This is a genomic window from Lysobacter sp. HA18 (genome assembly GCF_054057595.1).
Window position 1 is genome coordinate 2,752,488 of sequence record NZ_JBSRZL010000001.1, and the last position, 26,892, is coordinate 2,779,379.

At 64.4% G+C, this 26,892-nt stretch carries 25 protein-coding genes and 1 tRNA gene; 6 read left to right on the forward strand and 20 right to left on the reverse strand.

The window, feature by feature from the left end; translation table 11 throughout:
* Window positions 1-86: 86 nt before the first annotated feature.
* The 7 genes from ACVWWW_RS13455 to ACVWWW_RS13485 form a co-directional block, all read right to left on the reverse strand.
* The gene (locus ACVWWW_RS13455; RefSeq protein WP_456998715.1) at window positions 87-1,031 is read right to left on the reverse strand and encodes a cation diffusion facilitator family transporter; all 945 of its coding nucleotides are present in this window, start codon (window positions 1,029-1,031) and stop codon (window positions 87-89) included.
* 318 nt (window positions 1,032-1,349) lie between these two features.
* On the reverse strand, window positions 1,350-1,775 hold the full coding sequence (locus ACVWWW_RS13460) for a hypothetical protein (RefSeq protein WP_027081953.1): 426 nt from the start codon (window positions 1,773-1,775) through the stop codon (window positions 1,350-1,352).
* A 670-nt stretch (window positions 1,776-2,445) separates the two neighbouring features.
* Entirely contained in the window at window positions 2,446-7,632 is a 5,187-nt protein-coding gene (locus ACVWWW_RS13465; RefSeq protein ID WP_081671935.1) for a YDG domain-containing protein, read from the reverse strand.
* 11 nt (window positions 7,633-7,643) lie between these two features.
* On the reverse strand, window positions 7,644-9,383 hold the full coding sequence (locus ACVWWW_RS13470; protein WP_027081951.1) for a ShlB/FhaC/HecB family hemolysin secretion/activation protein: 1,740 nt from the start codon (window positions 9,381-9,383) through the stop codon (window positions 7,644-7,646).
* Between the two features lie 307 nt (window positions 9,384-9,690).
* Window positions 9,691-10,179 (reverse strand): GAF domain-containing protein, encoded by a 489-nt coding sequence (locus ACVWWW_RS13475; RefSeq protein ID WP_155914111.1) that lies wholly within the window; start codon window positions 10,177-10,179, stop codon window positions 9,691-9,693.
* Between the two features lie 317 nt (window positions 10,180-10,496).
* Complete coding sequence (locus ACVWWW_RS13480) at window positions 10,497-10,745, reverse strand: helix-turn-helix domain-containing protein (protein ID WP_027081949.1); 249 nt, start codon at window positions 10,743-10,745, stop codon at window positions 10,497-10,499.
* Complete coding sequence (locus ACVWWW_RS13485; protein WP_027081948.1) at window positions 10,745-11,254, reverse strand: hypothetical protein; 510 nt, start codon at window positions 11,252-11,254, stop codon at window positions 10,745-10,747. Before ACVWWW_RS13485 ends, ACVWWW_RS13480 begins: the two co-directional genes overlap by 1 nt.
* A 64-nt stretch (window positions 11,255-11,318) precedes the next feature.
* Between ACVWWW_RS13485 and ACVWWW_RS13490 the strand changes: the two genes are divergently transcribed.
* Complete coding sequence (locus ACVWWW_RS13490) at window positions 11,319-12,239, forward strand: ABC transporter ATP-binding protein (RefSeq protein WP_027081947.1); 921 nt, start codon at window positions 11,319-11,321, stop codon at window positions 12,237-12,239.
* Window positions 12,232-12,975 (forward strand): ABC transporter permease, encoded by a 744-nt coding sequence (locus tag ACVWWW_RS13495; RefSeq protein WP_027081946.1) that lies wholly within the window; start codon window positions 12,232-12,234, stop codon window positions 12,973-12,975. Before ACVWWW_RS13490 ends, ACVWWW_RS13495 begins: the two co-directional genes overlap by 8 nt.
* 91 nt (window positions 12,976-13,066) lie before the next feature.
* Here ACVWWW_RS13495 and ACVWWW_RS13500 read toward each other — a convergent pair whose 3' ends face one another.
* From ACVWWW_RS13500 to ACVWWW_RS13550, 11 genes are all read right to left on the reverse strand, one after another.
* Complete coding sequence (locus ACVWWW_RS13500) at window positions 13,067-13,471, reverse strand: VOC family protein (RefSeq protein ID WP_027081945.1); 405 nt, start codon at window positions 13,469-13,471, stop codon at window positions 13,067-13,069.
* A gap of 84 nt (window positions 13,472-13,555) precedes the next feature.
* Window positions 13,556-13,888, reverse strand: coding sequence for a nuclear transport factor 2 family protein (locus tag ACVWWW_RS13505; RefSeq protein WP_051234709.1), 333 nt, complete (start codon window positions 13,886-13,888; stop codon window positions 13,556-13,558).
* A 63-nt stretch (window positions 13,889-13,951) separates the two neighbouring features.
* Window positions 13,952-14,290 (reverse strand): helix-hairpin-helix domain-containing protein, encoded by a 339-nt coding sequence (locus tag ACVWWW_RS13510; protein WP_051234707.1) that lies wholly within the window; start codon window positions 14,288-14,290, stop codon window positions 13,952-13,954.
* Window positions 14,291-14,385: 95 nt separating this feature from the next.
* Complete coding sequence (locus tag ACVWWW_RS13515) at window positions 14,386-14,838, reverse strand: VOC family protein (protein ID WP_027081944.1); 453 nt, start codon at window positions 14,836-14,838, stop codon at window positions 14,386-14,388.
* 64 nt (window positions 14,839-14,902) lie between these two features.
* Window positions 14,903-15,274 (reverse strand): DUF6404 family protein, encoded by a 372-nt coding sequence (locus ACVWWW_RS13520; RefSeq protein WP_027081943.1) that lies wholly within the window; start codon window positions 15,272-15,274, stop codon window positions 14,903-14,905.
* 56 nt (window positions 15,275-15,330) lie between these two features.
* Window positions 15,331-15,678 carry an MmcQ/YjbR family DNA-binding protein gene (locus tag ACVWWW_RS13525; RefSeq protein WP_027081942.1) on the reverse strand — a complete coding sequence of 116 codons (348 nt, stop codon included), beginning with the start codon at window positions 15,676-15,678 and terminating at the stop codon, window positions 15,331-15,333.
* Between the two features lie 31 nt (window positions 15,679-15,709).
* Window positions 15,710-16,156, reverse strand: a complete 447-nt coding sequence (gene fosX / locus ACVWWW_RS13530; RefSeq protein WP_027081941.1) for a FosX/FosE/FosI family fosfomycin resistance hydrolase — start codon at window positions 16,154-16,156, stop codon at window positions 15,710-15,712.
* A gap of 16 nt (window positions 16,157-16,172) precedes the next feature.
* Window positions 16,173-17,006: a type II CAAX endopeptidase family protein gene (locus ACVWWW_RS13535; RefSeq protein ID WP_027081940.1), complete on the reverse strand. Its 834-nt coding sequence runs from the start codon at window positions 17,004-17,006 to the stop codon at window positions 16,173-16,175.
* 250 nt (window positions 17,007-17,256) lie between these two features.
* Complete coding sequence (locus tag ACVWWW_RS13540) at window positions 17,257-19,320, reverse strand: alpha/beta hydrolase domain-containing protein (RefSeq protein WP_155914107.1); 2,064 nt, start codon at window positions 19,318-19,320, stop codon at window positions 17,257-17,259.
* Window positions 19,321-20,081: 761 nt separating this feature from the next.
* A complete protein-coding gene (locus ACVWWW_RS13545) occupies window positions 20,082-20,492 on the reverse strand; it encodes a hypothetical protein (RefSeq protein WP_155914105.1) in 411 nt (136 codons plus the stop codon).
* Window positions 20,493-20,819: 327 nt separating this feature from the next.
* Window positions 20,820-21,410 (reverse strand): winged helix-turn-helix domain-containing protein, encoded by a 591-nt coding sequence (locus tag ACVWWW_RS13550; protein WP_027081938.1) that lies wholly within the window; start codon window positions 21,408-21,410, stop codon window positions 20,820-20,822.
* Window positions 21,411-21,488: 78 nt separating this feature from the next.
* Here ACVWWW_RS13550 and ACVWWW_RS13555 point away from each other — a divergent pair, with 78 nt between their 5' ends.
* From ACVWWW_RS13555 to ACVWWW_RS13570, 4 genes are all read left to right on the forward strand, one after another.
* Window positions 21,489-22,895 carry a S41 family peptidase gene (locus tag ACVWWW_RS13555; protein WP_196804306.1) on the forward strand — a complete coding sequence of 469 codons (1,407 nt, stop codon included), beginning with the start codon at window positions 21,489-21,491 and terminating at the stop codon, window positions 22,893-22,895.
* 209 nt (window positions 22,896-23,104) lie between these two features.
* Complete coding sequence (locus tag ACVWWW_RS13560; protein WP_036141015.1) at window positions 23,105-24,025, forward strand: alpha/beta fold hydrolase; 921 nt, start codon at window positions 23,105-23,107, stop codon at window positions 24,023-24,025.
* 8 nt (window positions 24,026-24,033) lie between these two features.
* Window positions 24,034-25,080 carry a histidine kinase gene (locus ACVWWW_RS13565; RefSeq protein WP_027081936.1) on the forward strand — a complete coding sequence of 349 codons (1,047 nt, stop codon included), beginning with the start codon at window positions 24,034-24,036 and terminating at the stop codon, window positions 25,078-25,080.
* On the forward strand, window positions 25,077-25,799 hold the full coding sequence (locus ACVWWW_RS13570) for a response regulator (protein WP_051234703.1): 723 nt from the start codon (window positions 25,077-25,079) through the stop codon (window positions 25,797-25,799). Before ACVWWW_RS13565 ends, ACVWWW_RS13570 begins: the two co-directional genes overlap by 4 nt.
* Before the next feature lie 255 nt (window positions 25,800-26,054).
* Here ACVWWW_RS13570 and ACVWWW_RS13575 read toward each other — a convergent pair.
* Window positions 26,055-26,130, reverse strand: a tRNA-Lys gene (locus ACVWWW_RS13575).
* A 29-nt stretch (window positions 26,131-26,159) separates the two neighbouring features.
* Window positions 26,160-26,876 (reverse strand): 7-cyano-7-deazaguanine synthase QueC, encoded by a 717-nt coding sequence (queC, locus tag ACVWWW_RS13580; protein WP_081671931.1) that lies wholly within the window; start codon window positions 26,874-26,876, stop codon window positions 26,160-26,162.
* Window positions 26,877-26,892 lie beyond the last annotated feature (16 nt).

Consider the following 26,892-nt stretch of genomic DNA (forward strand, 5'->3'; position numbering starts at 1 on the left):
CCTCGTGGCTTGAACGGCGATCGTCGCACGTTGGCAGCGCCGATCGGCTCGGTGCGATCACGGTCACGCTTCACGCTCGAACGGAGTCAGTCCCGCGCGCTGCCGGCGTCGACCTGCGGCTCGAAGAACGACCAGCGCACCTCCGGGTAACGCTGCTTGAGCTTGCGCTCCACCGCGTCGATCGCCTCCACCTGCGTCGACAGCAGAACGTCCCCGCGCATCTGCACGTGCGCGGAGACGACGACGTCCGTGCCCATCTGCAACGTAATGAGCGACAGCACGCCGGTGATTCCGGGTTGCGACGCGATGAACTCGCGCATCTCGGCTTCGCGTGCGGGGTCGATGCTCTGCCCGATCAGCATCGCCTTCACTTCGATGGCCACGAACACGGCGACCACGATGAGCAGCGCGCCGATCAGGACCGTGCCCAGCGCGTCCCAGAGCGGATTGCCGGTCAGCACCGTCAGGGCGATGGCCAGCAGTGCGACCGCGAGCCCGCACATGGCGGCGATGTTCTCGCCGACCACGACGATCAATTCCGCCTGGCGCGTGTCACGGAACCAGCGCCATAGCGACCGCCCGCGTCGTTCGTCCGCAGCTTCGCGCAGGGCGGCGCGCGTCGACACGCCTTCCGCGACCAGGCTGAAGACCAGGATGCCGACCGCCCAGCCCCACTGCGTCACCGGCTCGGGATGCTGCAGTTTGTGCACGCCTTCGTACAGCGAAAACATGCCGCCGACGGTGAACAACATCACCGCGACGAGGAACGACCAGAAATAGACGGCCTTGCCGTGCCCGAGCGGATGGTCAGGCGACGGCGGACGCGCGGCCTGGCGCAGGCCGAGCAGCAACAGCAACTGGTTCCCGCAGTCGGCGAACGAATGCACCGTTTCGGCGAGCATGGCGCCCGACCCGGTGAAAAGCGCCGCAGCGCCCTTGGCCAAGGCGATCGCAAGGTTGGCGCCGAGTGCCACGACGATGGCGCGATGCGTGTTTCCGGACATGCGACGGCCTGGCGGGGAATGCGCCATGGTCCTCGCCGCTGTGTGGACATGGAGTCAGGCTGCGATGTTGCGGACGTACGGAATGCGCGTGGTAAGCCGCAATCGCGTCGAAGAATTACGGTGGAGCACGGCAGTGGACAGCCTGCGCGCGGATTCAAATCAGCTTGGACAGGTCGGATCTCGACGGTTGCCGGCGACGTCGATCGTATCCGCCGCCGAATTGCGCAACCGCGACGTCCGCCGGCGCGTCCGCACTGAGCACTGTAGCGCGTCGCTGCGATCGACATGGTTACTCGTTGCGAGGATCGCCGCCCGACGGGCGACGCCGGCCAGTCGTGTGGGCCGCTACGCCGACATCGCGCCGAGAGACACGTACAACGCAGGTCGCCACTCATCCGCGCCGGTGCACGTCAAACGAGCAAACACCCGCTCGATACCGTCCGACTGCTCGAGGATCAACGCCGGAACCACGCCATCGTCGGGATCCGCGCGGTTGAGAAATGCAGCGACCGCATCGGTGCTGCCGAATGCGTCACCCAATGCGCGATGCAGACGCACGAGGCGGATGCAGCGCTGCCCAATCGGCGAGCCCGGCTGCACGAGCGCCTGGCCCGATAAAACAGCGTTCGCGTGCAGCTCGTCGGAGCCGATCACGCGCGCGAGCCGGGTCGCGTCCAACTGCATCGTGCGCACGACCCGCATGACGTCATACGTCAGTAGCTCCGCTGCAGCCCGGCAGTCGAAGAAGTCGTGCACCGTCGCGTCCCCCATGCAGCGACGGTACGAAGAGACGGTGTGAGTGCAGCGTCAAACTGCATGGCCGACGTCAGCGCTCGTTAAACGGATTCAGTGTGGTCGCGCCCGAGCGCCCGACGGGGCAACGTCGCCGCTTCGGCGCGATGCTCGTCGACAATGTCGCCTGCTAGCTTGTCTGCGGGATCGTCGGTGCCCCAGTCGCTATGGTGTTCGCGTCGCAAGCTGTTGAACGGGGCAAGGCGTATCTCATCCCGCTCTCCCTGCTGCGCCGGCTTCGAAACTGTGATCGAGTGATCGGTCGCACGGCAGCCAACTCATTTCGGGGGCGCAAGTCGTGACGGATACCGGACGCGCGTCTTCATCTGGCTGACGACCGTCTGCACCCGGTCGATCCGTTCCGTGCTATTCGCGAGCTACAGCACCATCGGCCGGCACGACTTGATCAGTCGCAGCAGTGACCAGGCCACGTCCGGCTGCCGTGCTGACCGTTGTCCGCCTTGGGTGGGAAGCGGACAGTTGCGCGGTCGTGCCTAGATTGTGTCCGCAGTGGCGAAAAACGAATGCCGCGATCAGGCGATTCTCCGCGGCGCGCCGCGAATTCGTCTCGCAAGTCGGGCGGAGCCTTCCGGTGCAACAAAAAGCCCCGCTTGCGCGGGGCTTTTTGCACGACTCAGACAACCAGATGTCAGTGCGGTCGACCTGCCTCACAGGCCGCCGAACGATCATCGCCTGCCTGACACTTCGCGCGTTCGTCGACGATCGTGAGGGGCGCGGCCTGCTCGTTGGCCGCGTCATGACCATCGTTGAGGAAACGAACAGCCTGGGCGACCTCGGCGACACCCGCACCTTCGACCGCGATGCGCGCCGGCACGATGGTGAGCGTGGAACCGACGAACGTCAGCTGGTAGTTCGCGGAGGCGTCCAGCGTGCCGCGACCGATCGAGTACTGGCCCGGGAGCTCACCACCGCTGCGCGAAAGCGCACCGCTGAGCGTGTCGCCCGCAACGAGCGAACCCTGCGTCACCGTGTACGTCAACGCCGGGTCGGTGCTTCCCATCGGCTTGAAGCTCGCAATCGCCGTAACGGTGATCGCGCGACGGAGGATGTCTGCAACCGTCGCGCCGGAAACTACGACCGTGTAGTTGCCGGCGTCCGCACCGGTAAGGCTGACGCCGCCGACGACGACCGACTTCCCGTTCCCTGCGTTCGCGTCATTGAACGTGTAGGTGCCGTTCGCACTCACGTTGTCGCCGGTCAACACGCCGTTGAGCGCGATCGAACCGGTGCCCGCTCGGCTGCCGTCGTAGGTCTTGTTGTTGACCGTCGCGGTGCCCGTGATCGACTTGCGCAGGATGTCGCCGATCGCTGTGGCCGGCACGCTGATCGTGTAGTTGCCCGCGTCCGCGCCGTTCAACGTAACGCCAGACACCGTGACGAGCTTGCCGGTGCCTGCGTTCTTGTCGGCAAACGCGAAGGTGCCGCCTGCCGTCACGGTATCGCCGGCGACCACACCACTGACCGCGATGGATCCGCTGCCGGACGTGTTGCCGTCGTAGGTCTTGGTATTGACCGTCGTCGTGCCGGTGATGGCCTTGCGAGTGATGTCGCCAGTGGCGTTGGTCGGGATCGTCAGCGTGTAATTGCCCGCGTCGGCACCGCTCAATGTGACGCCCGAGACGGACACCGTCTTGCCGCTGCCCGCATTCTTGTCGGCGAATGCCAGCGTGCCGCCAGCAGCCGCGACGTCGTCCCCTGCAATAATACCGGTGAGTCCGAAAGTTGCCGTTGCCGCGGTCGTACCGTCATACGTTTTGGTGTTGACGGTGACCGTGCCGGTGATGGCTTTGCGCAAGATGTCGCCAAGAGCGGAAGCGGGCACGTTGACGACATAGTTGCCTGCGTCCGCACCGCTGAGCGCGACACCGTTGACGGTGACCGTCTTGCCCGTGCCCGCGTTCTTGTCGGCGAAGGTGAACGATGCCGACGCACCGACGTCGTCGCCACCGACGACGCCAGCCAGTGCGACGGTGCCGCTGCCGCTGGCGGTCCCGTCGTACGTCTTGGTGGTGACCACCGCGGTGCCGCTGATCACTTTCTGCAGAATGTCGCCGAGGACGCTCGCCGGAACGCTCAGCGTGTAGTTGTTTGCATCCGCGCCATTGAGCGCGGCGCCGGATACCGTCACGTTCTTGCCGGTGCCCGCATTCTTGTCCGCGTAAACGAACGTGCCGGTCGCGCCGACATCGTCGCCTGCGACTGCACCGTTGAGGCCGATCGTTCCAGTCGCAGCGGTCGTGCCGTCGTAGGTCTTGGTGGTGGCGACCGGCGTGCCGGTGATTGCCTTACGAAGGATGTCGCCGAGCGCGCTGGCCGGCAGCGTGATGGAGTAGTTGCCGGCATCCGCGCCCGACAGCGACGCGCCGGACACCGTGGCGGTCTTGCCCGTGCCCGCGTTCTTGTCGTTGAACGTGAGGGTTGCAGTCGCGGCGACGTCGTCACCCGCAACCACGCCGCCGAGCGTCACCGCACCCGTGCCCGCGACATTACCGTCGTACGTCTTGGTGTTGACGGTGACAGTGCCCGAGATGGCCTTCTGCAGGATGTCGCCCAGTAGCGACGACGGAACGGTGAGCGTGTAGTTGCCGGCGTCGGTGCCCGTAAGCGACACGCCCGACAACGTTACCGACTTGCCGGTACCGGCGTTCTTGTCGGCGAAGGTGAACGTTCCCGCGGCACCGACCGTGTCGCCCGCGACCACGCCAGAAAGCGTGATCGTGCCGCTGCCGTTCGCGCTGCCGTCGTAGGTTTTGGTGGTGACCGTACCGGTGCCGCTGATCGCCTTCTGCAGGATGTCACCCACGGTCGTGGCCGGCACGCTGAGTGTGTAGTTGCCGGCATCGGCGCCTGTCAGCGTCGCGCCGGTCAGGTTTACCGTCTTGCCGACACCCGCGTTCTTGTCGACGAAGGTGAAGGTGCCGGTCGCGCCGACCGTATCGCCCGCGACGATGCCGGCCAAGCCGATGCTGCCGTTGCCGTTTGCAGTTCCGTCGTAGGTCTTGGTGGTCGCGGTCGGTGTTCCGGTCAGTGCCTTGGGGTCGACGGTGACCTTTCCGGCGCCGTTGAAGAACATGTTGTATCCGTTGGTGCCGACGACGGAGCCGCTTGCGATGTTGATCGCGTACGGCCCGCCGGCAACGCCGGCATGCGTACCGAAGCCGCTCGATGTCACCGTCGGCGCACCCGTAAACGCAGTGGCAGAGGTATCGCCGAGGTAGGCGCCCGTGATGCCCGGCTGGAAGCCCGTCACCGTGTAGAAGCTACCGGCCGAGCCCGTGAGGTCGGTGCCGTACGTTTTCGTCGTGTCGATCGTCGTGAACGTCAGGTTCGGGTGGTACGCAAAGACGTAGCGGTTACCGGCGACGGAACCCGGCGCCAGCGTGCTGATCGTCTGGCCCCAAACCGCGGTCTGCCCGCTATCCAGACCGTCGTAGTCGGTCGCGCCGTTGAATGGGTACTGCTGGTAGATCACCCAGTGGCCGGCCGCGACGATGCCATCGTTGCCGGACTGGTTGAAGAACTGCGTCGAGGACGCCGCAACGTCGTGACCGCGGATCTGGCCGCCGGAATTGATCTGCAGCGAATCACCGACGACTTCGATGCGCGCGTCACCCGCTCCTGCATCGACGACATTGTCGACGGTGAGGGAGGTCAGGTCGCGCAGAACGAGTCCGTTCGAACTGAAGGGACCGATCGAATTGATGTAGTTGTCGCCGGAGAGCGTGGCGCTGCCCCCCACGGCGCCACTGAGGCGGATCGTGTCGAGCGCGCCGCTCACGCCGAAGCTGCCCGCCCCCGTGACGTCGAACGCCATTGCATAGCCGCTGCCGAGCTGGACGCCGCCCGTGCCGCCACGCAGGAAGGCCGACCGGAAGACGCCGCCGTGGTAGTCGCCTGCCACCACCGACCCGATCTGGATGCCGTTCGCATTGATGGTCACGGATGAACTGGGAGATGCGATGGACGCCGCATTGAACGCGCCACCGGCATTCACCGTGAACGAGGTGGGGCCGCCGAGCGCGACCGCGTCGAGGTCGACCGCACCCACCGTGCTGAGCGACGTGCCATTGAAAGTGCTCGCTCCATTCACGGTCAGCGTGTCGAGCGCCTGCGTCGCGCCGACATTGTCTGCAAATGTAGTGCTCGTGGCGGACGTGACCGACAGGTCGTACGGGGCCACCCCGCTGTTGAGCGTACCGCCGAACGTGACGCCGCCGCCGGCCGACAAGACCGACGTGTCGCCCGCAAGCAACGCGTTGCCTTGTACCGCAATGTTGCCGATGGCACTCACGCTGCCCGCGAGCGCGACCGTAGGACCGACCAGGGTCATCGAGCCGCGACTAGTGGAGCCGTTGCCCAAAGACCAATTGCTGACCGAGGTCGCAAGGATGTTGCCGGACACCGAATTCATCAACGACGCCGACGTCCAGCTGTTGTTACCGCCCAGCGTGATGCTGTTGTTGCTGGATGCGAACAGGTTGGTTGTCGTGATCACGCCGCCGCTCTGCGTGATCGAATCGCCCGAGTTGAGCTGGACGAAATGACCGGCGGAGGTCGACACATTGCCGCCGAGGTCGATGCCGCCGCTGGCATTCAGGACCACATTGCCGTTGTCGGACGAGAGCGGCACGCCGCCAAAATTCGTCACACTCAACGGGCCACCGTTCGTGGTCGTAATGCTCAGGTCGCCGGGAGCATGTAGAAACGCGCCGGCAACGCTTATCCCGCCTTCGGTGTCAGTGATCGAGAAGCTGTTGGTCGTGCCGACGAAGATCGGCTGGAAAACGCCGCCGCTGAAGTCCTTCGCGGTGACCGAGTAATTACCGCCAACCGTCGGCCCACCATTGCCGGAGATCATCTCGCCTGCGCTGATCGTCAGATCGCCTGGCGCGGTGAACACACCTTGTGCAGTGACGTTCGCATTGCGCGACACGAGCTCGACGCTGCCCGCGTTGAAGCGGATGTCGTTCGCGCCGCCCGGATTGGCGAGCAGCACGTTGCCCTGCGCGTTCGTCATGCCGGCCGCAGTGATCAGATTGCGCGTACCGGTGAACGCCGCGCCGTTACCCACCGTCACTGCATTTGCCTGGCTGCTGCCCGCGCCGAGATCCAGTGTGGTGATCGCGCTGAGGTTCGCGTCGAAGGTAACGGTCATGCCGCCCGAACCGATCAATGCATTCGTGCCCGAAGAAACGAAACTGCCGTTCGAGTTGACGATGTTGCCCTGCACGAAGATGCCGCCCGTGTTGGCCTTCAGCTGGGCGCCCTGCGCGATCGAGATTCCCGTGCTGCCACTACCCGAAAGCGCGAACGTCGTGTTCCCGTCGAGGATGTCCGCATCTGTGACGCCCGCCGTCGACAGCAGCAGACTGCCCACGTCGAATCTGCCGGTGCTGCCGACAGCGATGCCGTTCGGGTTTAGCAGCCACACGCTGCCACCCTTTGTCCCGCCGACCGAGCCGACGTAACTCGCGACATTGCCGTCGATCGAACTGAAGGTGCCACCGACCACGCGATTGACCAGGAGATCGCTCGAACCGCCGAACACCACGTTGACCGTCTGGCCTGTGCCGACGTCGAAGCTGTTCCAGTTGAGGATCGTCCGCGGGCTCCCCATCGTCAGCGTCGTCGTGTTGGCGGACGTGGTAACCGTGGGCCCGGTCCCGGACGGGATCGCACTGCTGCTGATTGTTCCCGCAGGGGTCGCCACCGGCAGCGCGGTCTGCGCAGCGGCCTGCGCCGGCCACAGCACCTGCGCCATGGCAGCGAAAAGGACGGCGACGCGCAGCCCGCTATGCGAATTGGAAGAAGTCATGGTCGTCGTCCTCAGTGGATCGAGAAGGTGTGGTGGAACGTGAACAGCACGCGTGCGTCGGGCTCGGGGCCGCCCGGGAAAGCGTCGGTCTGCGGCACCGCCCACATCAGTGCGAACTGCCCGTAACGCGTGTACGCACGTGCGCCGAGCCCGACCGAGCGCAGCGTCGCGGCTTCGGACGCGGTATCGCGGTTCCAAAGGCGCGCCACGTCCGTGAATGCGAAGACGCTCGTCGATGTGGTGGCGCTGCGGAAATCCCAACCCGCTTCGAACTGTCCGCCCACGGCGCTGTCGCCCGACGCCGAACCCGGGTCGAAGCCTCGGCCGACGGTGTAGTTGCCGACCTGGAATTCCTCGTACGTCGGCAACGGCGCATTTGACCACTGACCCGCGCCGTTGAATCCGAGGAACGGTGATGCCGTCGCGCCCGCGTTGACCGACCAGCGCGCGCCGAACCCGACCCGGGCGGAGATGAAATCAGGACGTGCCTCGGCACGCGATAGCAGCGGGTCGCCCGCATCGGTCGCTCCCCAGATGCCGAGACCCTTGCGCACTTCGAAGCTGGCAGTCGCGCCCACGCCGCGCACAGGGTTCTGCCAGCGCGCCGTCATATCCAACGCGAGAACGCGGAGCTTCTCGTCCGACAACGGAATCGCGTCGTAACCGAGCGCGCGGAGGAAGCCGAGATCGTTGGTCTGGTTGATCGCCTCGAGCCGCACACCGCTGTCGAGCGACAGCGCGCGCGTCTTGATCATGGAATGACGAACACCGAGTCGTGCGACGCGCGAATGGCCTTCGAGTTCGAGCGGCTCGAGTGCCCCGCCGGGTCGCGAACGGCCGTCCGCGTAGTCGCCCACGAGCATCCAACCCGTAGCGCCCAAGCGCACTTCCTCGAGCAACTGCACGACCTTCTGCTCGCCGCCGAGGCTCGAGAACAGCACTAGGCTCGTGCGGTCACCGAAGCGCGTCAGGCTATTGGCGTCGAGGCGCAGCGACACGCTTTCGCGACCGAGCTCGTCGGAACCCAGATTGTCGGCGCCAATGCCGATATCGAACGTGCGTCGCGGCATCGCCGTTGCGACGACCTCTAGTCCATCGTTGCTTCCGTCCCCAGCTCGGCGTAGTGCAAAGCGCACGTCCGCGCCGGGAATCTCGCGAACCAGAAGGAACGCACGCTCCACGTCGGACCAGTGCGTCGCGGCATTGGTTTTGAGCGCTTCGAGATACGAACGTGCGAGCGCGGCGGACGGACCGAGCGCTTCCTCGTTCTCGAGTACGACGCTGCGAATGCGCCCTTCGGTCACCTGCAGTCTGAGCACGCCATCCGTCATGCTCTGTTCCGGGATGTCGACCGCGGCCAGTGCTTCGCCATCTCGTGCATACACCGAAGCGACGCGATCGCGCGCGGCGCACAACACCGCAGTGTCGGCCTGGTGGCCGAGCAGGTCGGCGACCGCACGATCGATCGCCTCGCGCGACACGAGCGTTGCACCGCTCACGTCGATGCGCGTCAGGGTGATCGTGCCCTTGCCGGTGAAGGGGCAAGCACCGGCGACGGCGAACGTACTGGGATCGATGAGTGCAGGCGGCAAGGCGGGCGTGCGCTTGGCCGGGTCCACGTCCTGCGGGGTACGACCGACCGCACCGGGCGGAACAAGCTGCGCCCATGCGGGTGCTGCCAACGCAAGACCCAAGGCCACGGCAATGCCGCGCCCCAGCGGCCCGATGGCCGCTTTCGCCTTCAACTTCATCGATTTCCCCTGTTTTTCGAATCTGGACGACCCGGCCGCTCGCTCGTGGAGCGCCGGTCGTGCGGCCGGGCACTGGCCCGCTGAGCGGATTATCGGCCGGGGCCGTCGAATCTGAAACCGGTCACGTGACGGCCCGCGGACTTATCCGATTTGCCGCACCAGGAGTTCCGCGGATGCGGAACGCATCGCCACTGCGATCGGCGTGGGTTCACCGGCTCGTTAGTACACATCGGTGGGCAGAAGCGGACACGCGCGCTTCGGTTTATATGCGCCGTAACTGCGTCAGCGAGCGGCCACCCGGCAGCGATTACGCGTGACCTGCGGACGCCATCAGGCCGGCCATCGCATCAGGGTTGTCCTGGATGAGACGCGCGAACATCGCGAGTGCGTCGACGGTCTGCGGCGTAATCGGACGGATGTCCGGATCGAAATGGCAGACCGTGCCGATCGCGCGCCCTTCGATGTCGACCAAGGGCGCGCTGCAGTACGAACGCACGACGGGTCGTTTCGGATGCGTCTGCACGCGTTCGTCGGCGTACGAATCGTAGATCTCGACGGGCTTGCCGGTGTCGCGAACGAACAGGCAGTACGACGCGAGAATCGGGATGTCCGACGGCTCGGTTCCCGCCGGATTGAGCCGGTCGTACAACTCGACCTGCCGAAGCCATTCACCGTCGAAGCGGAACAGTGCCGTGAAGCGGAACTCCGACTGCCAGTTCAGCAACACCAGCGCGTCGCGGCTGTTGCCATTTTCCAGCATGTACGAAAGCTGCTGTTCTCTATCCGATGCTTGCACGCGGGTTGCCGATTCGATCGCCGTGCATTGTGCGCTCTTGCGGGTCGCGCGAAGTGACGAGGCGTCGCGCTGCGTGCGCGGCGACTGCGAAACCGCGATTGGATCCACTTGGAACGGGACGCGTCGCACCTTTGCTGCCGGTCGGACATCGGTGTTTTCGCGACTGCCGTGAAAACGCAGCCGTCGAATCGCTGCGGAGTCGATCGCACAGGGCAAGCGGCGGTGCACAAGATTGTCGGGGTCAGACGCAACACTCGCCTCACCGCGTGCCGCTGCGCGATCCGCAACAGGCGATAGCACTCGAACGGCTTGGGTCTCTACGGTTGATCTCCATCATCTGCGGGACGACCAACATCCGACGCATCGAACGTATACGACAGCAACTCGCCGGGCTGGCAGTCGAGAACGGCGCATAGCGCTGCCATGGTCGAAAAACGCATGCCGCGAACCTTTCCAGTCCGCAGCATCGATAACTGCGTTTCGCTCAGCCCGACCCGGCGCGCCAGTTCCTTGGCCGTCATCCGCCGCGCCGCGAGCACGGCATCCAGCGTCACACCGACAGGCATCAGACGAACTCCCGCAACTCGTGCTCGAGCGATCGCACGCGCGCTTCGGCTGACGACGCTCGATCCAGGAGACCGCCCAGCAGCACCAGCGCGAGCCCGACGACGCCGATCGCGACGTAGGCCGGATCGAAATTCATCAGCGTCCGCGAATGCGTGTCCATCGCGCGCACCAGCATCGGCACGCCGAAGGCACTCAAGCCCGCGCCGATCGCCAAGGCCCACCCCGCGCGCCGACAGGCAACGCCCATCGCCGCACCGACCGCACCGCCGCGGGCGAACACCGCGAAACCTCGACGGATCGCAAGGATGGCGAATAGGTACGGCACCGTCGGCAGCCACTGCATCCAGAGCCCCGGCCCCAGCACTTCATCGAGCGTGAGGTCGTTGCGTTGGATCACCGCCAGGGTCGGCAGGACGACCAAGGCCGCCAGCCCGAGGAACATCAGGCCGGCCACCGCGCTGAGCCAGCGGCTGTGTTGTTGGAGCCGCTCGAGGTCTTTGCTGCTCATTGACTTTAAGTGCTACTTAAATATATTTAGCTCTAACTTAAATTCTACGCCCGGTAGGCCTCGCGTGACAGCCGCCATCCACTCCCGAAGCCTCGGCTGCCGTTTCGGCGGCGTCGACGCGGTTCGGGACCTCGATCTCGACGTGCCCGCCGGCGCGGTCTACGGATTCCTCGGCCCCAACGGGGCGGGGAAGACGACGTCCATCCGGATGATCCTCGGGCTGCTTCGCCCCACGGCCGGCACTGTCTCCGTGCTTGGCCACGACGTACATGGCGAGCGCCTGCAGGCCGCGCGCCTGACGGGCTCGATGGTCGAAACGCCGTGCCATTACGACCACCTGACTGGTCGCGAGAACCTCGCGATCACGGCGCGCTTGCTGGGCGCCCCGCGCAGTGCGATCGACCGCGTGCTCGGCATCGTCTCGCTCTCGGGTGACGCTCATCGTCGCGTTGGCGCGTATTCGCTCGGCATGCGCCAGCGGCTCGGCGTGGCGCGCGCGCTGCTCGGAAGTCCAAGGCTGCTCGTTCTGGATGAACCCACCAACGGGCTCGATCCACACGGCGTGCGCGACATGCGCCAATTGCTGCGCGAGCTGCCCGGGCGCGAGGGCGTGACCGTCTTCGTGTCCAGCCATGCACTGGGCGAGATTGACCAGATCGCGACGCACGTTGGACTGATGGATCGCGGTGCGCTCGTTCTTCAGGGCACCGTCGACGACCTTCGCCGGCGTCATGGCGCGCGCATCGAGATCCAGACCGACCGACCGGACGCCGCCTGCGAACTGCTTCACGACACCGGGCTCGATGTGCGCGTCGACGGCGATCGCGTGCTCGTGCGTGGGGCCGCTCAGGCGGCCGAACTCGCGACGCTCAATGCGTTGCTGGTCCGTCACGACATTCCCGTGCACGGCCTCAGCGCCAGCACGGCCTGCCTCGAGGACATGTTCCATGAACTCACACTCGCACCGGTCGGCACCCATGGCTGACCTGTCGCTTCTGAATTGCATCGTCGTCGAGTTCGCCAAACTCCGGCGCTCCCTCGCCCTGCTGCTGTGCGCAGCAGCGCCGCTGTTCGTCGCGGTCTTGATGGCCGTCATCTTCAATCGCCAGGGTGGAAAGGACTTGGCGTGGTCGATGTACCTCACCGGCAATGCAGCGACGTGGGGCTTCTTCATGCTGCCCATGTCGGTGACCGCGCTCACCGTGCTGATCGCACAGATGGAGCACGGGCCGCGTTTCTGGAATCACCTGCTCGCCCTGCCCGTGCCGCGGGCGGCGGTGCTGCTCGCCAAGCTCTTCGTCGCGCTGTTGCTGTGTGCGGCGATGACGTTTGCACTCGGCGTGCTCGCGCCTGTAAGCGGCCTGCTGGCCGACGCGCTCACACCGGGGCGATCACTCGCAGGCTCTCCCGATCTCCACGCGTTCGCTGGCCTGCTGAGTCGGATGCTTATAAGCGGCTGGTTCCTGATCGCGCTTCAACTCTGGGCGGCGCTGCGCTGGCGCAGTTTCGTGCCGCCCCTGGTGCTCGGCATCGGCGGCACGTTCGTCGCCGTCGCGGCGACGGGTTCGGACCTCGGCCCGTACTTTCCGTGGCTGATCCCGACGAACGCACTGGCCCGATCCGGCGATGCCGCCACGACCGCGCTCATCGTCGGCCTGCTCGGTGGCGCGGTGTGCAGCGTGCTGATGGTGCTGGACACCCAAAGGCGCCTACTGCGCTGAACGAAGACCACCATCGGTAAATAGCGGGCATTTCGTGTTCTACCGGAACAGGTGGGTTACGCCACAAAGCGGCGTGCGCTTTGACGTGTCGTTAGGGCTCACCGGCCGGCTGCCGCATATGCACGAGCTCCCAGATATGCCCATCGGGGTCCTCGAATCCGTGCCCGTACATGAAGCCATGATCCTTTGCCGTGCGGTATGCCCGGCCGCCATGTTGCTCGGCGAGCGCTACGAGTTGATCGACGCGCTCGCGGCTCTCGCAGCTCAGGCAGTTCAACACCTCGGTTGTTGCCCGTGCGTCGGCAATTGGCCTGTCCGTGAAGCCGGCGAAGAATGGCTTGGCAAGGAGCATTACGAGAATGTTTTCAGCGACCACCACACAAGCGGCCTGGTCATTGCTGAATTGCTCATTGATTCCAAAGCCGAGCCCAACAAAGAAGTCCCGCGAGCGCGAGGGGTTCTCTACCGGAAGATTGATGAAAATAGATTGAGCCATGCTGGCTTCCCTACGAGCTCTAACACCGGAGTTGGGTCGCCACCAATCAGGGCCGACTCGACGAATTGTCAGCTGTGCCGGCCGTCAGGCGAGAACAACAACGTGAACGATCTTGCCGGATTCGACACGGTACGCGACAGCGGCATGCATGGACTCGGGCAGACCCGGCAGGTTCAGCCCCGTAACGCGCTCCTCGTCCACCACGTAGCGACCGGCCTGGAACCGCACACCCAGCTCGGCCCTGAGATTCGGACTATTCGCAAACAGCGCGGAATAAGCGGCGCGCATTTGGTCGACGCCACTCATCATCGCGACGCCATCCGCGCCGCTGACTACGACGTCAGTCTCGTAGCACGCCAGGAAGCGTTCGAGGTCGCGTGCGTTGTAGGCGTCGAGCTGCTCTTGCACCGGATCCATCAGATCACCTCCATACATTCTCGACAGCTGACACCTAAGTCAAACCGCGCCGCGACGGCGCGTCTACTTGGACGAATTGTTAGCTGACAGCGAGGGTTTTCGGCTGACCAACTCCAAATGGCCGTACTGGTGCTTGCGTTGCTCCGTGAAATGCCACCAAGGCTGCGGCTCGCCGCCACCGAGAAAGTCCGTGACCGACATGAAGGTGTCGAGTACGCACGGGTCGTGACGCGACCCGGTTGCGACGCAAAGCGATTCATACAGTTTGAGCGGATCGACCCCTGCCAGCTGCTGAGGCTGGGTAAACCCGAGCAGTTCGAAGTCCTTGGCCATAGCAGGCCCGATGTTGGGCAGGTCGGTGAAGCGACGGACCTTTTCCCGCACGACCTTTGCTGGATTCATGTCAGCGAATACCTGAGTCAACCGCGCCGCGAAGCGGCGTCCACTTGGATAAATTGTTAGACCGCGCGACCCGCAGCCACGGTAGCTCGCCGAACTTAAGCCCCGCCCTTCTGTTGGAGCTCTTCCGCGAGGCCGATAAGGATGCCTTCAACGCCTCGGATATAGCAGAGACGGTAGGCGTTCTCGTAGTTGACGACCTCATCGACGACCGAGGCCCCGAGCTTTTCGAGGCGCTTCAGCGTTTCGTCGACGTTCTCGACAGTAAACATCACCCGCAGATACCCAAGTGCGTTGACCGGTGCTGCACGGTGATCTGACGCAATGGACGGGTGATCGAAACGGGACAGTTCGATGCGGCTGTGCCCGTCGGGCATGCACATCATGGCGATCTCGACCCGCTGGCCTCGCAGCCCGGTGACGCGGCCGGACCATTCGCCCTCGATGGGTATGCGGCCTTCGAGCGTGAGGCCGAGCGCCTTGAAGAATTCGATCGCGTTGTCGAGGTTCTCGACCACGATGCCAACATTGTCCATACGCTTCACGGCCATGAGCTCTAGCGCCTAACACTCGAGTTAAGTCGCGCCCGGAAGCGGCGTCGGCTTGGACGAATTGTCAGGCGCGCTGTCGCACACCTACGAATGTTGACCAATGCCCCAGCCCGTATTGCTTGGCCATGCGATGAAAGTAGATGGGCGTGCCGATGACGCCGAACACGCCGATGCCAACGGCGACACACGCGGCATAGGCAAACGGAACACGGTGGTTGGGATAGACAAAGGTGAGCAGCCACAAGAAAAACGCAAGCGCCGGGTAGGCGACCGCGGCAAACGCAGCCAACGCGAGGACGCTCATGAAAGGTGGAGGTGGAATCTCCCAGCCGCGCGCCCAGGCCAACTGCCAGAGGTACGGAGCCGCGGCGTCTGGATCGGCGCCGGACGCCACCATGTGCCGCTTGTAGAGATCCACACGCTGCTGATGGTTCATAAGCGCACCTAACGCCCGAGTTAAGCGCCGCAAAGCGGCGGCCGCGAAACGAATTGTCAGGGCACTGGACCGGACAACGTGGCTGTCGCAGCGAGACGCTTGGGCGCCTTGTTGCGCCACGCCGACCGTACAAGATGCTCGACGGCTTCGGGCGTGGCATGCGAGAGATTTATCCGCACTCCGAGAACCTTTTGGCCCCAGTGCAATGCCTCCACTGCAGCCGGGTACATGGCAATGGCCAACAGGCGTTCTTGCTCGTCCACGAACACGTGGATGTGTTCCCCGTCCGGCGGCACGGTAACGAAGATCTTTCCTTTGACCCGGAACGAGCCGTAATCGAAGTGCGGCGCCTCGGTGACTTCCGGCAAGGCCAAGGCGATTGCACGAACGGACTGCACGTTCATTGCTGCTCCCGACAGTGGCCCAACGCCTGAGTTAACCCGCGCCGCGAAGCGGCGTCAATTGGCACGCATCGCTAGCGCCCAAGCTCATGTAGCGCGCGAGTCGCTGTGCCAGGGTGCCGGTGTGCAGCTCGAACAAGTGGTTGTCGAAATCGTAGAAGTACAACGACTCGCCTTCGCCTTCGACTCGCGGGCGGGACGGCCGGAGCTCCACGCCAAGTGCCTCGAGCCGGGCGCGGTACTGCGGCAGGTCTGATGCCGAGACCGCGAATGCGACGTGCTGGTACGAACGGCTCAGCGGCGGCTCGCCTTCCATCGCAGCCAGCCAGACGCCACCGAGCAGGAAGAACTTCTCGCGAGATAGCGAGAACTGCTCCGACTGGCTGTCGTAGACCTCACGTGCGCCGAGACCTTCGACTAGAACTCGCGCCATCTGCTCCAGATCGCGACAGATAAAAGTGAGGTGGCTGATTCCTTCCATGGGGCTCGCACCTGAGTTAGGCCGCGCCGCGAAGCGGTGTCGGCTCGGACGAGTTGTTAGCCCCTTCGTGCAGCACGACGGCTCTTGGCCGTCTGACAAAGAAGAAGCGCCGGTTGAAGAGCGCAAACGCGCAGGCGACCGCAAGGTAGTAAAGCCAGCCCTTGGACCCGCCCGGCAGTGCACCGCCATCAACGGACGGCACTAGCACGCGAAGGACATCCGGATGAGTGTTGGCTGCCCAATGCAGCATCACGGAAGGCCACACGGAACCGCGCGCCCGCTGCACAAGAAACATGGCGAAGATGGACCACGTTTCCAGGTAAGCGAGGAAGTGAAACCCGGACGCCGGTGCTGCGAACACCGAGTCACGGTAAAGCGCGAAGTGCCAGATCCACCAGATGAAGCCCACCACCAGCGCCGCCCAGAACGGCGCGAGACCGCGGAGCAAGGCAGGCTGGACGTATCCGCGCCAACCGAACTCTTCCGCTAGCGGGCCGGTGACCAACGCGGCGCCCAAGGACAAGCCAAGCACGGCCGCAGGCGAAAGGACGACACTCGAGAAGGGCGTGCCGGTAACGAACAGATAGCTAAAGCCAATCGCGACGGGGATCAGAGCTGCGGCCAACACATAACGGAACGCGCCGATCACGCCTAGTACGCGACGTGTAAAGCCGGTAAGTCCCGCAGATCCACCTTCCGCAAACGCCGCGGCGAAGCCGCCGATGCTTGCAAAGCAGGGGAAGAGCCAAAGGCCAAGCGCTTCGTTCCGCACGAATAGCCAGCCGATCCACGGAATGCCAAATGCAACCAAGGCGAACGTGATTGCCCCCAGCAGTGCGTTACGAGTCATGAGCTTCCCAGCAGTGAGCAACGGCGAATGCCTGAGTTAAGGCGCGTCGAGAGACGACGTCGGTTTGCACGAACGATTGCAGCGACGCTGGACGACAGCCGGAACAAGGCCCGTGGTGCTCACGGCAGACCTGATACGTGCACCGACATACTTATCCGGCCATCTGTCGTCTAGTCACGTCTTGCACCGGACCGAACGATGCAAAAAACGGTGGCCGTCGCGAGCACGCCACACGAACGATTGCCTGGCTCTACGGTGCGCCCGAAGAATTTTCGCGCTTCCCCAGATACCAGTCGAACTTCATGGCGTCATCCCAAGCAGTACCCATTTTCGCGATGATCGCTTCGCGTTGCATCGGGAGCAGGAACCGCTTGCTGATCGCATCGTCGATCGACGCCGTCGCAGCCTTTAGGACGCCTTGGCGGTTTCCATAACGCTCTTCGATCGACGGCCGAGGGTCGTTTGCCGCCAGCCGCTCGGCGCGCGTGCGCGCGAACGGAATGCATGCTCCATTGAGTCCCGAGATGAATCCGAACTTTTCGAGCTGCGGGGACTTCCAGTCCCAAGCGGTGAACGTGCCCAGAGGGACCGAGGACATCGCACCGCGCCAGCCGCCCAATTCGTTGCCGTCGCTGTCGACCGCAGGCACAAGGAGCGGATATCGCATACCCACTCGCACCGGCTCGGTAATCACGCCGTGGCTGGCGTAGGCGTCGCCCATATCGAGTTGCCACAAGGGCGGCGGTGCCGTGGGAACGCGGATGCCGGGGATCGCTGGAAAGTGCAGATCACTTGCCGCGACCAACGTGCTGCCGACGGTCGGCGCCGTGGTGGGCGGCGGCAGCGTTCCGTCGACAACCCACGCCCGCAAGTTCTCGAGCTGTGCATCCATCCCGTCCGCGAGGTCGACATTCGCGTTGTACGGATACGCGGCTTCCTTGCCGGGCTCGGTAAATCGGCCCGGCGCCCGAAGCGCATGCGGCACGCCTGCAAAGAAATAGAGGCGACTGTCGGGTCCAAGGGCGACCGGATGCTTTCCATCCGCGGTCGTCTGCAATAGCGATGCGTTGCGCGCCCAGTACTCCGAGCTTCCGACGACGTACATGATTTTCGGAACGGTCTTATCGCGAACCGCTCGGTCCAGAAGACCTGCACGACCCTTGCCGTCGATGTCCGGTGTCGACACATCCGCGAATGGGTACAGGTCGACCGCCCTCAAACTGCTCATGACCGAATTGCCGGCTTCTCCGGGCAACGCATACCGGTGATTGAACGAGCCACGTCCGGCGCCCGCCGTGGTGACGAGCATGCCGTCAAATTCACGTCGACCGCCCGGCCCCGTATTGAAGCCGCGGTACAGGAAATCCCGAAGAAATCGCCCGCCTTGTGAGTAGCCGTAGGCGAGCACCGCTTTGCTGTCCGCCGGGCGATCATTGATTGCAGACGGAACCGTTTTGAACTTCAGGTGATCGGCGAAGTCGCGAAAGGCCGCCTCGCCCAGCCCCATGACGGGCGCATCCTCGCCCTCGTACACGAGGCTGAAGTACGCGTCCGCCGCAGCTCGCTCGTTCAGCACGATGCCGCAACGCGCCTCGGCATTCTTGTCGGCAGACGCGGGCGCGAACCCCCAAGCGCTTCGCGGCACGACCTTACCCGGATCATCGAAACTCACGTGCAATCGAAGTACCGCGTCGCGCTGCTGCGCATCTCGCGCGCAGTAGAAGCCGTTCTCTGCCAGATCGAATGCCAGGGCATCCGTCATGTCGTCGGCCGCAAACGTCGCACGCGCGCCACTGTGCGTGTGCGCAACGGGAACCTGCAGGCCGAACTGATCCGCGTCCAGTCGACCCTGCCAGCCGACCCATGCCAGTGAGTAGCCCAGGTGGAAGAAGGTCGGATCGGTGAGCGCCTTTATGGTATCGGGTGACGAAAGATCGAGCCCACCGTCGGTCTCGAAGAACAGGCCATCCATTTCGGTGCGACCACGATTGGCAGCTTCAACGAGCGTCGTGTGATTGCCGCGCGCAGCGTCGACCGGACGAATGATGACGAACGGGCCTGAGTACTCGACCAAGCCACGTGCATTGGTCGGCGCGTAACGAATGTCCGCAATGTCCTTCGCTGCAGGTGCACGCGGGTCGATCGCGTAGTGAACGGTGCCACGCAGCACCTCGTACGCACCGACGTTGCCGAAGGTCTTCCCGCCGACCCATGGCTGCCGACTGGCAATGTCCACGGACACCACCTCACTGCGAACGACCGGGGCAACCGCCATACAGGCAAGCAGCGTGAGGTACTTCAGGTTGCTAGACACATGTCGTCCTTGGCGCGCGATTGATTGCGGCACGCTATCGGTACGCAGTCGGTGCGCCCAGTGCAATTGGTAACCGCGGCGCGATGTAGCCGCACATCGTCCGGCTCGTGCGGACGCGCGTGTCGAAGCCACCCGCTCATCGAACATCAACACCGACCGACATGGGCGGAGTGCCGAAAGTCAGGATGGCGTATGTGCCTAGTCGCCGCGACTGCGCCGCGACAATCTGGTCGCGTCGCCTCCCGTTCCCCATTGCAATGGATGAAGATCTCTTTCGCGGCGTTTCGAATCCGGCAAGGCGACGTCGCCTCCTGTTGCAACACGCGGCGCGTGTCGCCCAGGAAGTCGCCGACGCGGCGACACATCAATCCAACGCGGCTCGCGCGGCAGGATGGGACCTTGATCCCGTCGTACTCAATCGCGCTCGGCAGCTCCGCAAAGTGATTCAGGCGGCTGCAGAAATCGAAGACGCTCCGGTCAAACCGCGTGGCGGCGGTCCCCGTCCGACGTTCCGCAATCCGGCCTAGTTTCCTGAGCCGCGCGTTGCTGCCCTTAAACGTCGGACGTGGCGATGGACGCACCTCACAGCTTGCCCGCCCGCCCCGGCCAGTTTCACCGGCGGGCGCTGGCCGCTCCTCGGAACGTCGCTACGTCCACTTTCGGCCAGAAATGGACATAGGCAGCGCGAGTGACACCTGGGATAAGTCGCGTCGCGAAACACTCTCGGCTTGGACGAAGTGTTAGGCGGCGCAGCAGACGTACTACGGTTCGCGTACGGCTACGACCACAATGTGGCTGAACTCTGCTTGGCCACCCTGTGCGGCCACATTGACTTGGAAGTGAGCGCTAGAAGCAACATCAAACGGAAGGATTGCCGTCATTGTGGTTCCCAGCAAAGGTGAGGCCGTTCCGTATGATTCATCGCTTTGTGTTACATCGCCTTCGTTGCCCACCACCTTCAATCGCAAGTCAACTTGCCGGTCGTTCCCGCCAGATCCCACGGCCGTGCCTTTAGCGAAGACGATCCAGCGACCTTTCTGGAGATAGAAGTCCGCAACTGGCTTGATGCCAGAAACACTAGCTAGATTTAGGGTGTCGACCAACGGCACCTGAATCGATCTAGTCTCTTCGTGCCATATTCTTTTCCACCAGCGTTTTAGCTCAGCGAACATGATCGGCCTCCAAAACGGACGGAACCGCATGCAGACTACCGCAATCGCGGATGAGTCTCCCAAGCGCGGGCTAGTACATGAATTAAGCCGCGCCGCGAAGCGGCGTCTACTTACGAATTGTTAGACGGCGATCTGCAGCGCTTAGGCGGATCAGCAAAACCCTCCGTCCTGTGCGAGACAAACTGCCACTGACCGGTTCCGGCTACGTCGAGATGACGTAATTAAGCTGGCAACACATTTCAGATGTTTGGCGACGCCAGCGTGCGTCGGATGTCCGCTTCGAGTCGAAAGCGGACGTATCGCTCGGCCTTCAATGCGCATGTGACGTCACGAACGACGTGCGCTCCGGCGCTTGCCCCGCGCCGGTGCAGGCGCCAGGACGAACGCGAACGACATCAGCCGCGTACGCGATGTGTCGCGCGGTCGACTCATGAGTTCGCACAACCGTTCCAACAACGCGTTTGCTTCCACCACATCGTCGTCGCTCAACCAGCCCTTATTGCGTGCTGCCCAAAGTTCTCGTCGGCGCCCGCCGACCTCGACATCAGACCGCTCCAACGCGCTGCTGAAGTCTTTCTCGGCCACCTGCAAAAGTCCCTTTACGTACGCCTTCAATGCAGACGTGGCGTCGTCGTCACGTGCGTCGTATGCCAGCCGCAGCGGGACACCGGCGGGCGCCTCGAGGCTGAAGCATCGCTCGTTCGCGTCGTCAAGCGACTCGCACACCAAGCCAGCCGCACCGAGGAGTTCGAGGTGGTAGTAGAGGCCGTCGGCGGGCCGACCGAGATGCTCGGCGAGAGAGCCGACGGTGGCGCGTCCGCCGAGCGCCGCCAACGTATCGACCAGCTCGTGCCGGATCGGCGAGGCCAAGACCCGGATGTGCTCGGGGTCGCGTACCGCTCGTGGGTCCAATGCCATGTCGTGGTACTCCCGTTGTGTTGAAATAGTATGATACTTTTTCAACACCGGTGCACACGCACTGCTTTCGGTCCAACCATGACCCACCGTCTTGCCGGATGGCTTTTGCTGGCCATCGCCGCGTTTGGCAGTCCGCTTCCTGCAGCCGCCGACACCCCCCGCTACACGCCCGAACAAGTCCGACAGGACATCGACGCTACCGCGGCGGGCATTGCAGCAACGCATCCACAGCCAAGCTTTTCAGTGGATCCCCATCATCTCGATCAAGTCTTGACGAAGATGCGCGCCGAGGCCGATCACGACGTCGATCGGGACGATGCGTGGCGAGCGCTTTCCCGGTTGAACCCGGTACTCGCCGACGGCCACTTCTTCGTCGGCTATTCGAGCTGGCGCGACGAGGCAACACGCCACCTCAAGTCGGGCGGCCAGCTCTTTCCGTTCGAAGTAACTGTCGGTGCGGACAAGACCGCGCGCATCGTGGCGAAGCTGGGCGGCGCGGCGACACCGCTGGCCGGATCGCGGATCACGACAATCAACGGGCTCCGCGCAAACGTGGTCGTTGATGAATTGCTTAGGCACGTGCACGGAGACACGGACAACTTTCGGGCGGGTCTCCTCTCCGAACGCTGGTGGTTTTTCTATTGGAAGATCTACGGCGCGCCAAGGGCGTTTCGCATCGGTCTTGCGAGCAAGCAACTGCCGGTCGTCGAGAGCAGCGGCGGCACGGCGGTGCCTGCCGTGCTGGCCAACGAGACGGTGTTCGACCGTCAGTTCCATCTCGACATCCGGCCCGACGGCGTAGCTGTCATGACGGTCAACACGTTCGCGTGGCCGGAGCCCGATGCATTCACGGCGTTCACTCGCACTGCGTTCGAGCAAATGCAGGCGGCCGGCACGCGCGTGCTTATCGTCGATGTGCGCCACAACGGCGGCGGCGACGATGCGATGTGGTTGGAGGGGCTGCTGCCGTACATCGCCGACAAGCCGTATCGATGGGCGTCGCGGTACATCAAGAAGGTGAACAAGCCGGACCCGGCCAAGGGCGAGCATGTCGGCGACGTACTGGAGGGAGCCATCGACTCCTGGACGACCCCGGATCCTGCGCAGCCCTACCGCTTCCGCGGAAAGACCTATGTGCTTGTCGGGCGAACCACCTATTCGTCGGCCGTGCTGTTCGCGAACACCATGCAGGATTTCGGTTTCGGCGTCGTCGCCGGCGAAGGGCGGAGTGTGCGCGCCAAACAGAGCGGTGGCGTTCAACGCATCGATCTGCCCAACACGGGGCTGGCACTTTGGTTGCCCCGCTTCGTACTCACTCGCCCGTCGGGACGCGACACCTCGACGTGGCTGACGCCCGATCTCCCACTTGGTGACGATCCGTTGAACCAGAGCGCAATGGTCGACGCGGCCGTTCGAGCAGCAAGAGGCGATAGTTATGCACCTGCGGCGTCGCCCAGGCGGTCAAAACTGCAAGCTAGCCGGTAGGTAAAGTCGCTATCTAAACAGCTTGCCCTGCGCCGCCTGATGCCTGCTTTTGGCCATTAGCGGACATCGGCTGAGGGCCATGAGCGCCCAGCGCCTGGTCCGATGCACCCTCTTCCGCCACTCACGGACCGCATCGACCGCTTGTCATTTTTTCCGACAGGGGCGTGACCGCGCCCGGGACGATGGCTCCACTTTCCAAGGAGCCCGCCATGAACGTTTCGATTCCGCGCACTCGCACCGCGATGTCCCTGCTCGCCGTCGCCCTTCTGTCCACCGCCGGCAACGCGTTCGCGGCCACCGAAAACTTCCAGGGCCTGACGGTGGACGTCGTTGGCAAGGGTCGTCCGGTGCTGATGATCCCGGGCCTCAACAGCGGCGCCGACACCTGGCGCGACACTTGCGCCGCGCTGCAGAAGGACCACGTGCAATGCCACATGGTGAACCTGCCGGGCTTCGCCGGCGTCGCACCGGTCAGCGGCGTCGACCAGGCCTTCGTCGATTCGATGCGCGATCGCCTGCTGGCCTACGCGAAGGCGCGCCACCTCAAGCAGCCCGTCGTGGTCGGCCACAGTCTCGGCGGCATGCTCGCGCTCGAGATGGCGATCGCCGCGCCGGACGCCGTCGGCCCGCTGGTGATCGTCGACTCGCTGCCGTTCTTCCCGGCCGCTATGAACCCGGCCGCGACCGTCGACACCGCGCGACCGATGGCCGACGGCATGCGCACGCAGATGCGTGCGTCGGACGAAGCTACGTATTTCAAGGGCGTGGAGGCGTCGGTCGCGACGATGGCGCATGACCCGGCGCGTGTCGAAACGCTGAAGACCTGGGGCCACCAGAGCGATCGCACGACCACGACCGAAGCGATGTACGAACTGATGACCACCGACCTTCGCCCGCAGCTGTCGAAGATCAAGTCGCCCACGCTCGTGCTGGGCAGTTGGGCCGCGTACAAGCCCTACGGCTCGACGAAGGAATCCACCGCGAACATCTTCCGCACGCAGTACGCGACTCTCGATGGCGTGCGCATCGACATGAGCGAGGCCGGCTACCATTTCCTGATGTGGGACGACCCGAAGTGGGTGCAGTCGAACATCCGCGACGTGCTCGCGGCCCATCCGCAGGCCAAGTGAGTCGTCCGATGTCCGATGCGTCCTCCCGGTGGTTCTGGTCGCTCAATGCCGTGATCTGGGCGTTGTATGCGGCGATCTCCACCGGGTTGGGTGGCGTGTTTGCCGGAGACATGTCCTCCGGCATCGTGCTGATCAGCGTGGCGCTCGCCTTCTTCCTGTGGATCGGCAGCGGCGTGCTGCGCGCTCAGGCGATACGTCGCAACTGGTTCGCACTCGACGGCGGCGCGCTCGCGCTGCGCCTGCTGATGGCGATCGCAGTTATTGCCGCGGTCGCACAAGCCGGGATCGCAGCCGTGCTGGTGCCGGCCGTAAGACTGCACTGGGTGCGGCTGCCGGGCGGTGACATGACGCCGTACGGCTGGGGCCCGCTGCTCGGCTACTGGATCAACACCTGCATCCTGCTCGGGTTGTGGACCGCGGCCTGGGCCGGACGCCGCGCGATTCGTCGAGCGCGCGAGAGCGAGATCGCCACGCTGCGTGCCGATGCGGATCGTCGCTCGCTCGAACTTGACGCACTGCGCGCACGCCTCAACCCGCATTTCGTCTTCAACGCGCTCAACAACGTACGTGCCCTGATTCTCGAAGACCCGGAACGTGCACGCGAACTGGTGACGCGGCTATCGGCCAGCCTTCGCCACGCGCTGGACCACAGCCAGCGCGAGTGGACGACGCTCAGGGAGGAACTCGCCGTCGTGGACGACTATCTCGCAGTCGAATCCGTGCATTACGAACAACGGCTCCGCGTCGCGATGGACGTCGATCCCGCAGCCCTAGATGCGCGCCTGCCGCCCATGTCACTGCAACTGCTCGTCGAGAACGCGATCAAGCACGGCATCGCACGCACCGCGGGCGGCGGCACGTTGTCGTTGCGCGCAGCGCGGCGGGACGGTGCCCTCGTCATCGACGTGTTCAATCCCGGCCGGCTGGGCGACGCGTCCGACGGTACCGGCGTCGGTCTCGCATTCATGACGCAACGCCTCGAGCGCTGCGCCGGCACGTTCGCACTCGACGACAACAACGGCTGCGTGCAGGCGCACCTGGAGATCCCGCAATGAGCCCGCTGCGCATCCTGATCGTCGACGACACGCGGCTGGCGCGACAGGAACTCCGCACGCTGCTCGCGGGCATCGGAGATGTCGAGTGTGTTGGGGAGGCCGACGACGTGCCGGCCGCGCGCGAAGCGATCGCCCGGCTCGCGCCCGACGTGCTGCTACTCGACATCCAGATGCCGTCCGGCACGGGCTTCGACGTGCTCGATGGCCTCGATCCCGCGCCACAGGTCATCTTCACCACCGCATACGACCACTATGCGGTGCGTGGCTTCGAAGCCAACGCACTCGACTACCTCCTCAAGCCGGTCCAAGCCGATCGCCTTGCGGCCGCCATTACGAAAGCCCGTGCGGCGCAGCCGATTGCCGCACGCGATGCAGGCAGGACGCTACACGCAGAGGACCAAGTGTTCCTGCGCGACGGTGCCCGCTGCTGGTTCGTGCAACTCGGACAGATCAGTCGCATCGAGGTCGACGGCAACTATGCGACCGTGTTCTTCCGCAACGAACACGCGATGCTCGGACGTAGCCTCGCCACGCTCGAATCACGGCTCGATCCGGCCGTGTTCTTCCGTGCAAACCGCAATACGCTGGTGAACCTGCGGATGGTGCAGGCGATCGACTTGTCAGTCGGCGACGGTTACACGCTCACCATGAAAGATGGCGCGGAAGTCGATGTGTCGCGCCGGCAGGCGCGCGAACTTCGCGAACGGCTTGCGCTCTGACGCGGTTTGATCAAGTTGTTGCAGGGTTGCATTTTTTGCAACGAGCTTTTCATCGGCGTGGCTAGGCTCCCGACTGCGGTTGTCCGAAGCATCCGGGCTGGCGCACGATTTTCGAGGGCTTGGCGTCGGCGGACATCGCGCACGGACGCGACGTTAAGAAGCGGGACGCAGAGAATGCTCGCGTGCGTCGTTCGCCGCGAAAACGCGCGGGTACTGGCTCTGCGGGGTCACGGCCGGGCATGTGAGAAGACTGAATGGTGGGTCGTGATGGATTCGAACCATCGACCAGCGGATTAAAAGTCCGATGCTCTACCGACTGAGCTAACGACCCACAGTCCCGGCATCGCCGGGGGCGCGATCTTACCGCAGACGCCCGCTGGCTTCAGCCGCGGCGTAGCGCGTGGGGTCCGGCACGCCGGCCGCTTCGAAGCCCTGCGCGCGCAGGCGGCAGGCGTCGCACTCGCCGCAGGCGCGGCCTTCGGCGTCGGCCTTGTAGCAGGAGACGGTCAGGCCGAAGTCGACGCCGAGGCGCACGCCTTCACGCGCGATGTCGGCCTTGCTCATGAACTGCAGTGGGGCGTGCACGCGCAGTCCGGCGCCTTCGACGCCCGCTTTGGTTGCGAGGTTGGCGAGGCGCTCGAATGCGGCGACGAACTCCGGGCGGCAATCGGGATACCCCGAATAGTCGACCGCATTCACGCCGCAGAAGATGTCGTTCGCGCCGACCACTTCGGCCCAGCCCAGCGCGATCGACAACATGATCGTGTTGCGCGCCGGCACGTAGGTAATCGGGATGCTGGAGCCGGTATCGCCCGCCGTCGGCACGTCGATCGCGGTGTCGGTCAGCGCGGAGCCACCGATGGTGCCGAGGTCGACGACGACGGTCTTGTGCTCGATGACACCGAGCGCCTGCGACACGCGCGCGGCGGCGTCGAGTTCCGACGTATGCCGCTGGCCGTAGCGAACGCTGAGCGCGTAGACGTCGAAACCCTGCGACTTCGCCATCGCAACGACGACGGCGGAATCCATGCCGCCGGAAAGAAGAACGACGGCCCTGCGTGTAGACGTGGAAGTCATCGGTGCTTTGAACGAA

What these genes read in the sequence shown, in the direction of transcription:
- ACVWWW_RS13515 (WP_027081944.1), bottom strand. Translation starts at nt 14,838, where the DNA reads ATGGCCGTGAAGCGTATGGACAATGTTGGCATCGTGGTCGAGAACCTC.
- ACVWWW_RS13480 (WP_027081949.1), bottom strand. Translation starts at nt 10,745, where the DNA reads ATGCCTGTCGGTGTGACGCTGGATGCCGTGCTCGCGGCGCGGCGGATG.
- ACVWWW_RS13485 (WP_027081948.1), bottom strand. Translation starts at nt 11,254, where the DNA reads ATGAGCAGCAAAGACCTCGAGCGGCTCCAACAACACAGCCGCTGGCTC.
- ACVWWW_RS13525 (WP_027081942.1), bottom strand. Translation starts at nt 15,678, where the DNA reads ATGAACGTGCAGTCCGTTCGTGCAATCGCCTTGGCCTTGCCGGAAGTC.
- ACVWWW_RS13570 (WP_051234703.1), top strand. Translation starts at nt 25,077, where the DNA reads ATGAGCCCGCTGCGCATCCTGATCGTCGACGACACGCGGCTGGCGCGA.
- ACVWWW_RS13560 (WP_036141015.1), top strand. Translation starts at nt 23,105, where the DNA reads ATGAACGTTTCGATTCCGCGCACTCGCACCGCGATGTCCCTGCTCGCC.
- ACVWWW_RS13555 (WP_196804306.1), top strand. Translation starts at nt 21,489, where the DNA reads ATGACCCACCGTCTTGCCGGATGGCTTTTGCTGGCCATCGCCGCGTTT.
- ACVWWW_RS13520 (WP_027081943.1), bottom strand. Translation starts at nt 15,274, where the DNA reads ATGAACCATCAGCAGCGTGTGGATCTCTACAAGCGGCACATGGTGGCG.
- ACVWWW_RS13505 (WP_051234709.1), bottom strand. Translation starts at nt 13,888, where the DNA reads ATGGATCCGGTGCAAGAGCAGCTCGACGCCTACAACGCACGCGACCTC.
- ACVWWW_RS13550 (WP_027081938.1), bottom strand. Translation starts at nt 21,410, where the DNA reads ATGGCATTGGACCCACGAGCGGTACGCGACCCCGAGCACATCCGGGTC.
- fosX (WP_027081941.1), bottom strand. Translation starts at nt 16,156, where the DNA reads ATGGAAGGAATCAGCCACCTCACTTTTATCTGTCGCGATCTGGAGCAG.
- ACVWWW_RS13500 (WP_027081945.1), bottom strand. Translation starts at nt 13,471, where the DNA reads ATGGCTCAATCTATTTTCATCAATCTTCCGGTAGAGAACCCCTCGCGC.
- ACVWWW_RS13510 (WP_051234707.1), bottom strand. Translation starts at nt 14,290, where the DNA reads ATGAATCCAGCAAAGGTCGTGCGGGAAAAGGTCCGTCGCTTCACCGAC.
- ACVWWW_RS13470 (WP_027081951.1), bottom strand. Translation starts at nt 9,383, where the DNA reads ATGAAGTTGAAGGCGAAAGCGGCCATCGGGCCGCTGGGGCGCGGCATT.
- ACVWWW_RS13460 (WP_027081953.1), bottom strand. Translation starts at nt 1,775, where the DNA reads ATGGGGGACGCGACGGTGCACGACTTCTTCGACTGCCGGGCTGCAGCG.
- ACVWWW_RS13565 (WP_027081936.1), top strand. Translation starts at nt 24,034, where the DNA reads ATGTCCGATGCGTCCTCCCGGTGGTTCTGGTCGCTCAATGCCGTGATC.
- ACVWWW_RS13535 (WP_027081940.1), bottom strand. Translation starts at nt 17,006, where the DNA reads ATGACTCGTAACGCACTGCTGGGGGCAATCACGTTCGCCTTGGTTGCA.
- ACVWWW_RS13495 (WP_027081946.1), top strand. Translation starts at nt 12,232, where the DNA reads ATGGCTGACCTGTCGCTTCTGAATTGCATCGTCGTCGAGTTCGCCAAA.
- ACVWWW_RS13455 (WP_456998715.1), bottom strand. Translation starts at nt 1,031, where the DNA reads ATGGCGCATTCCCCGCCAGGCCGTCGCATGTCCGGAAACACGCATCGC.
- queC (WP_081671931.1), bottom strand. Translation starts at nt 26,876, where the DNA reads ATGACTTCCACGTCTACACGCAGGGCCGTCGTTCTTCTTTCCGGCGGC.
- ACVWWW_RS13545 (WP_155914105.1), bottom strand. Translation starts at nt 20,492, where the DNA reads ATGTTCGCTGAGCTAAAACGCTGGTGGAAAAGAATATGGCACGAAGAG.
- ACVWWW_RS13465 (WP_081671935.1), bottom strand. Translation starts at nt 7,632, where the DNA reads ATGACTTCTTCCAATTCGCATAGCGGGCTGCGCGTCGCCGTCCTTTTC.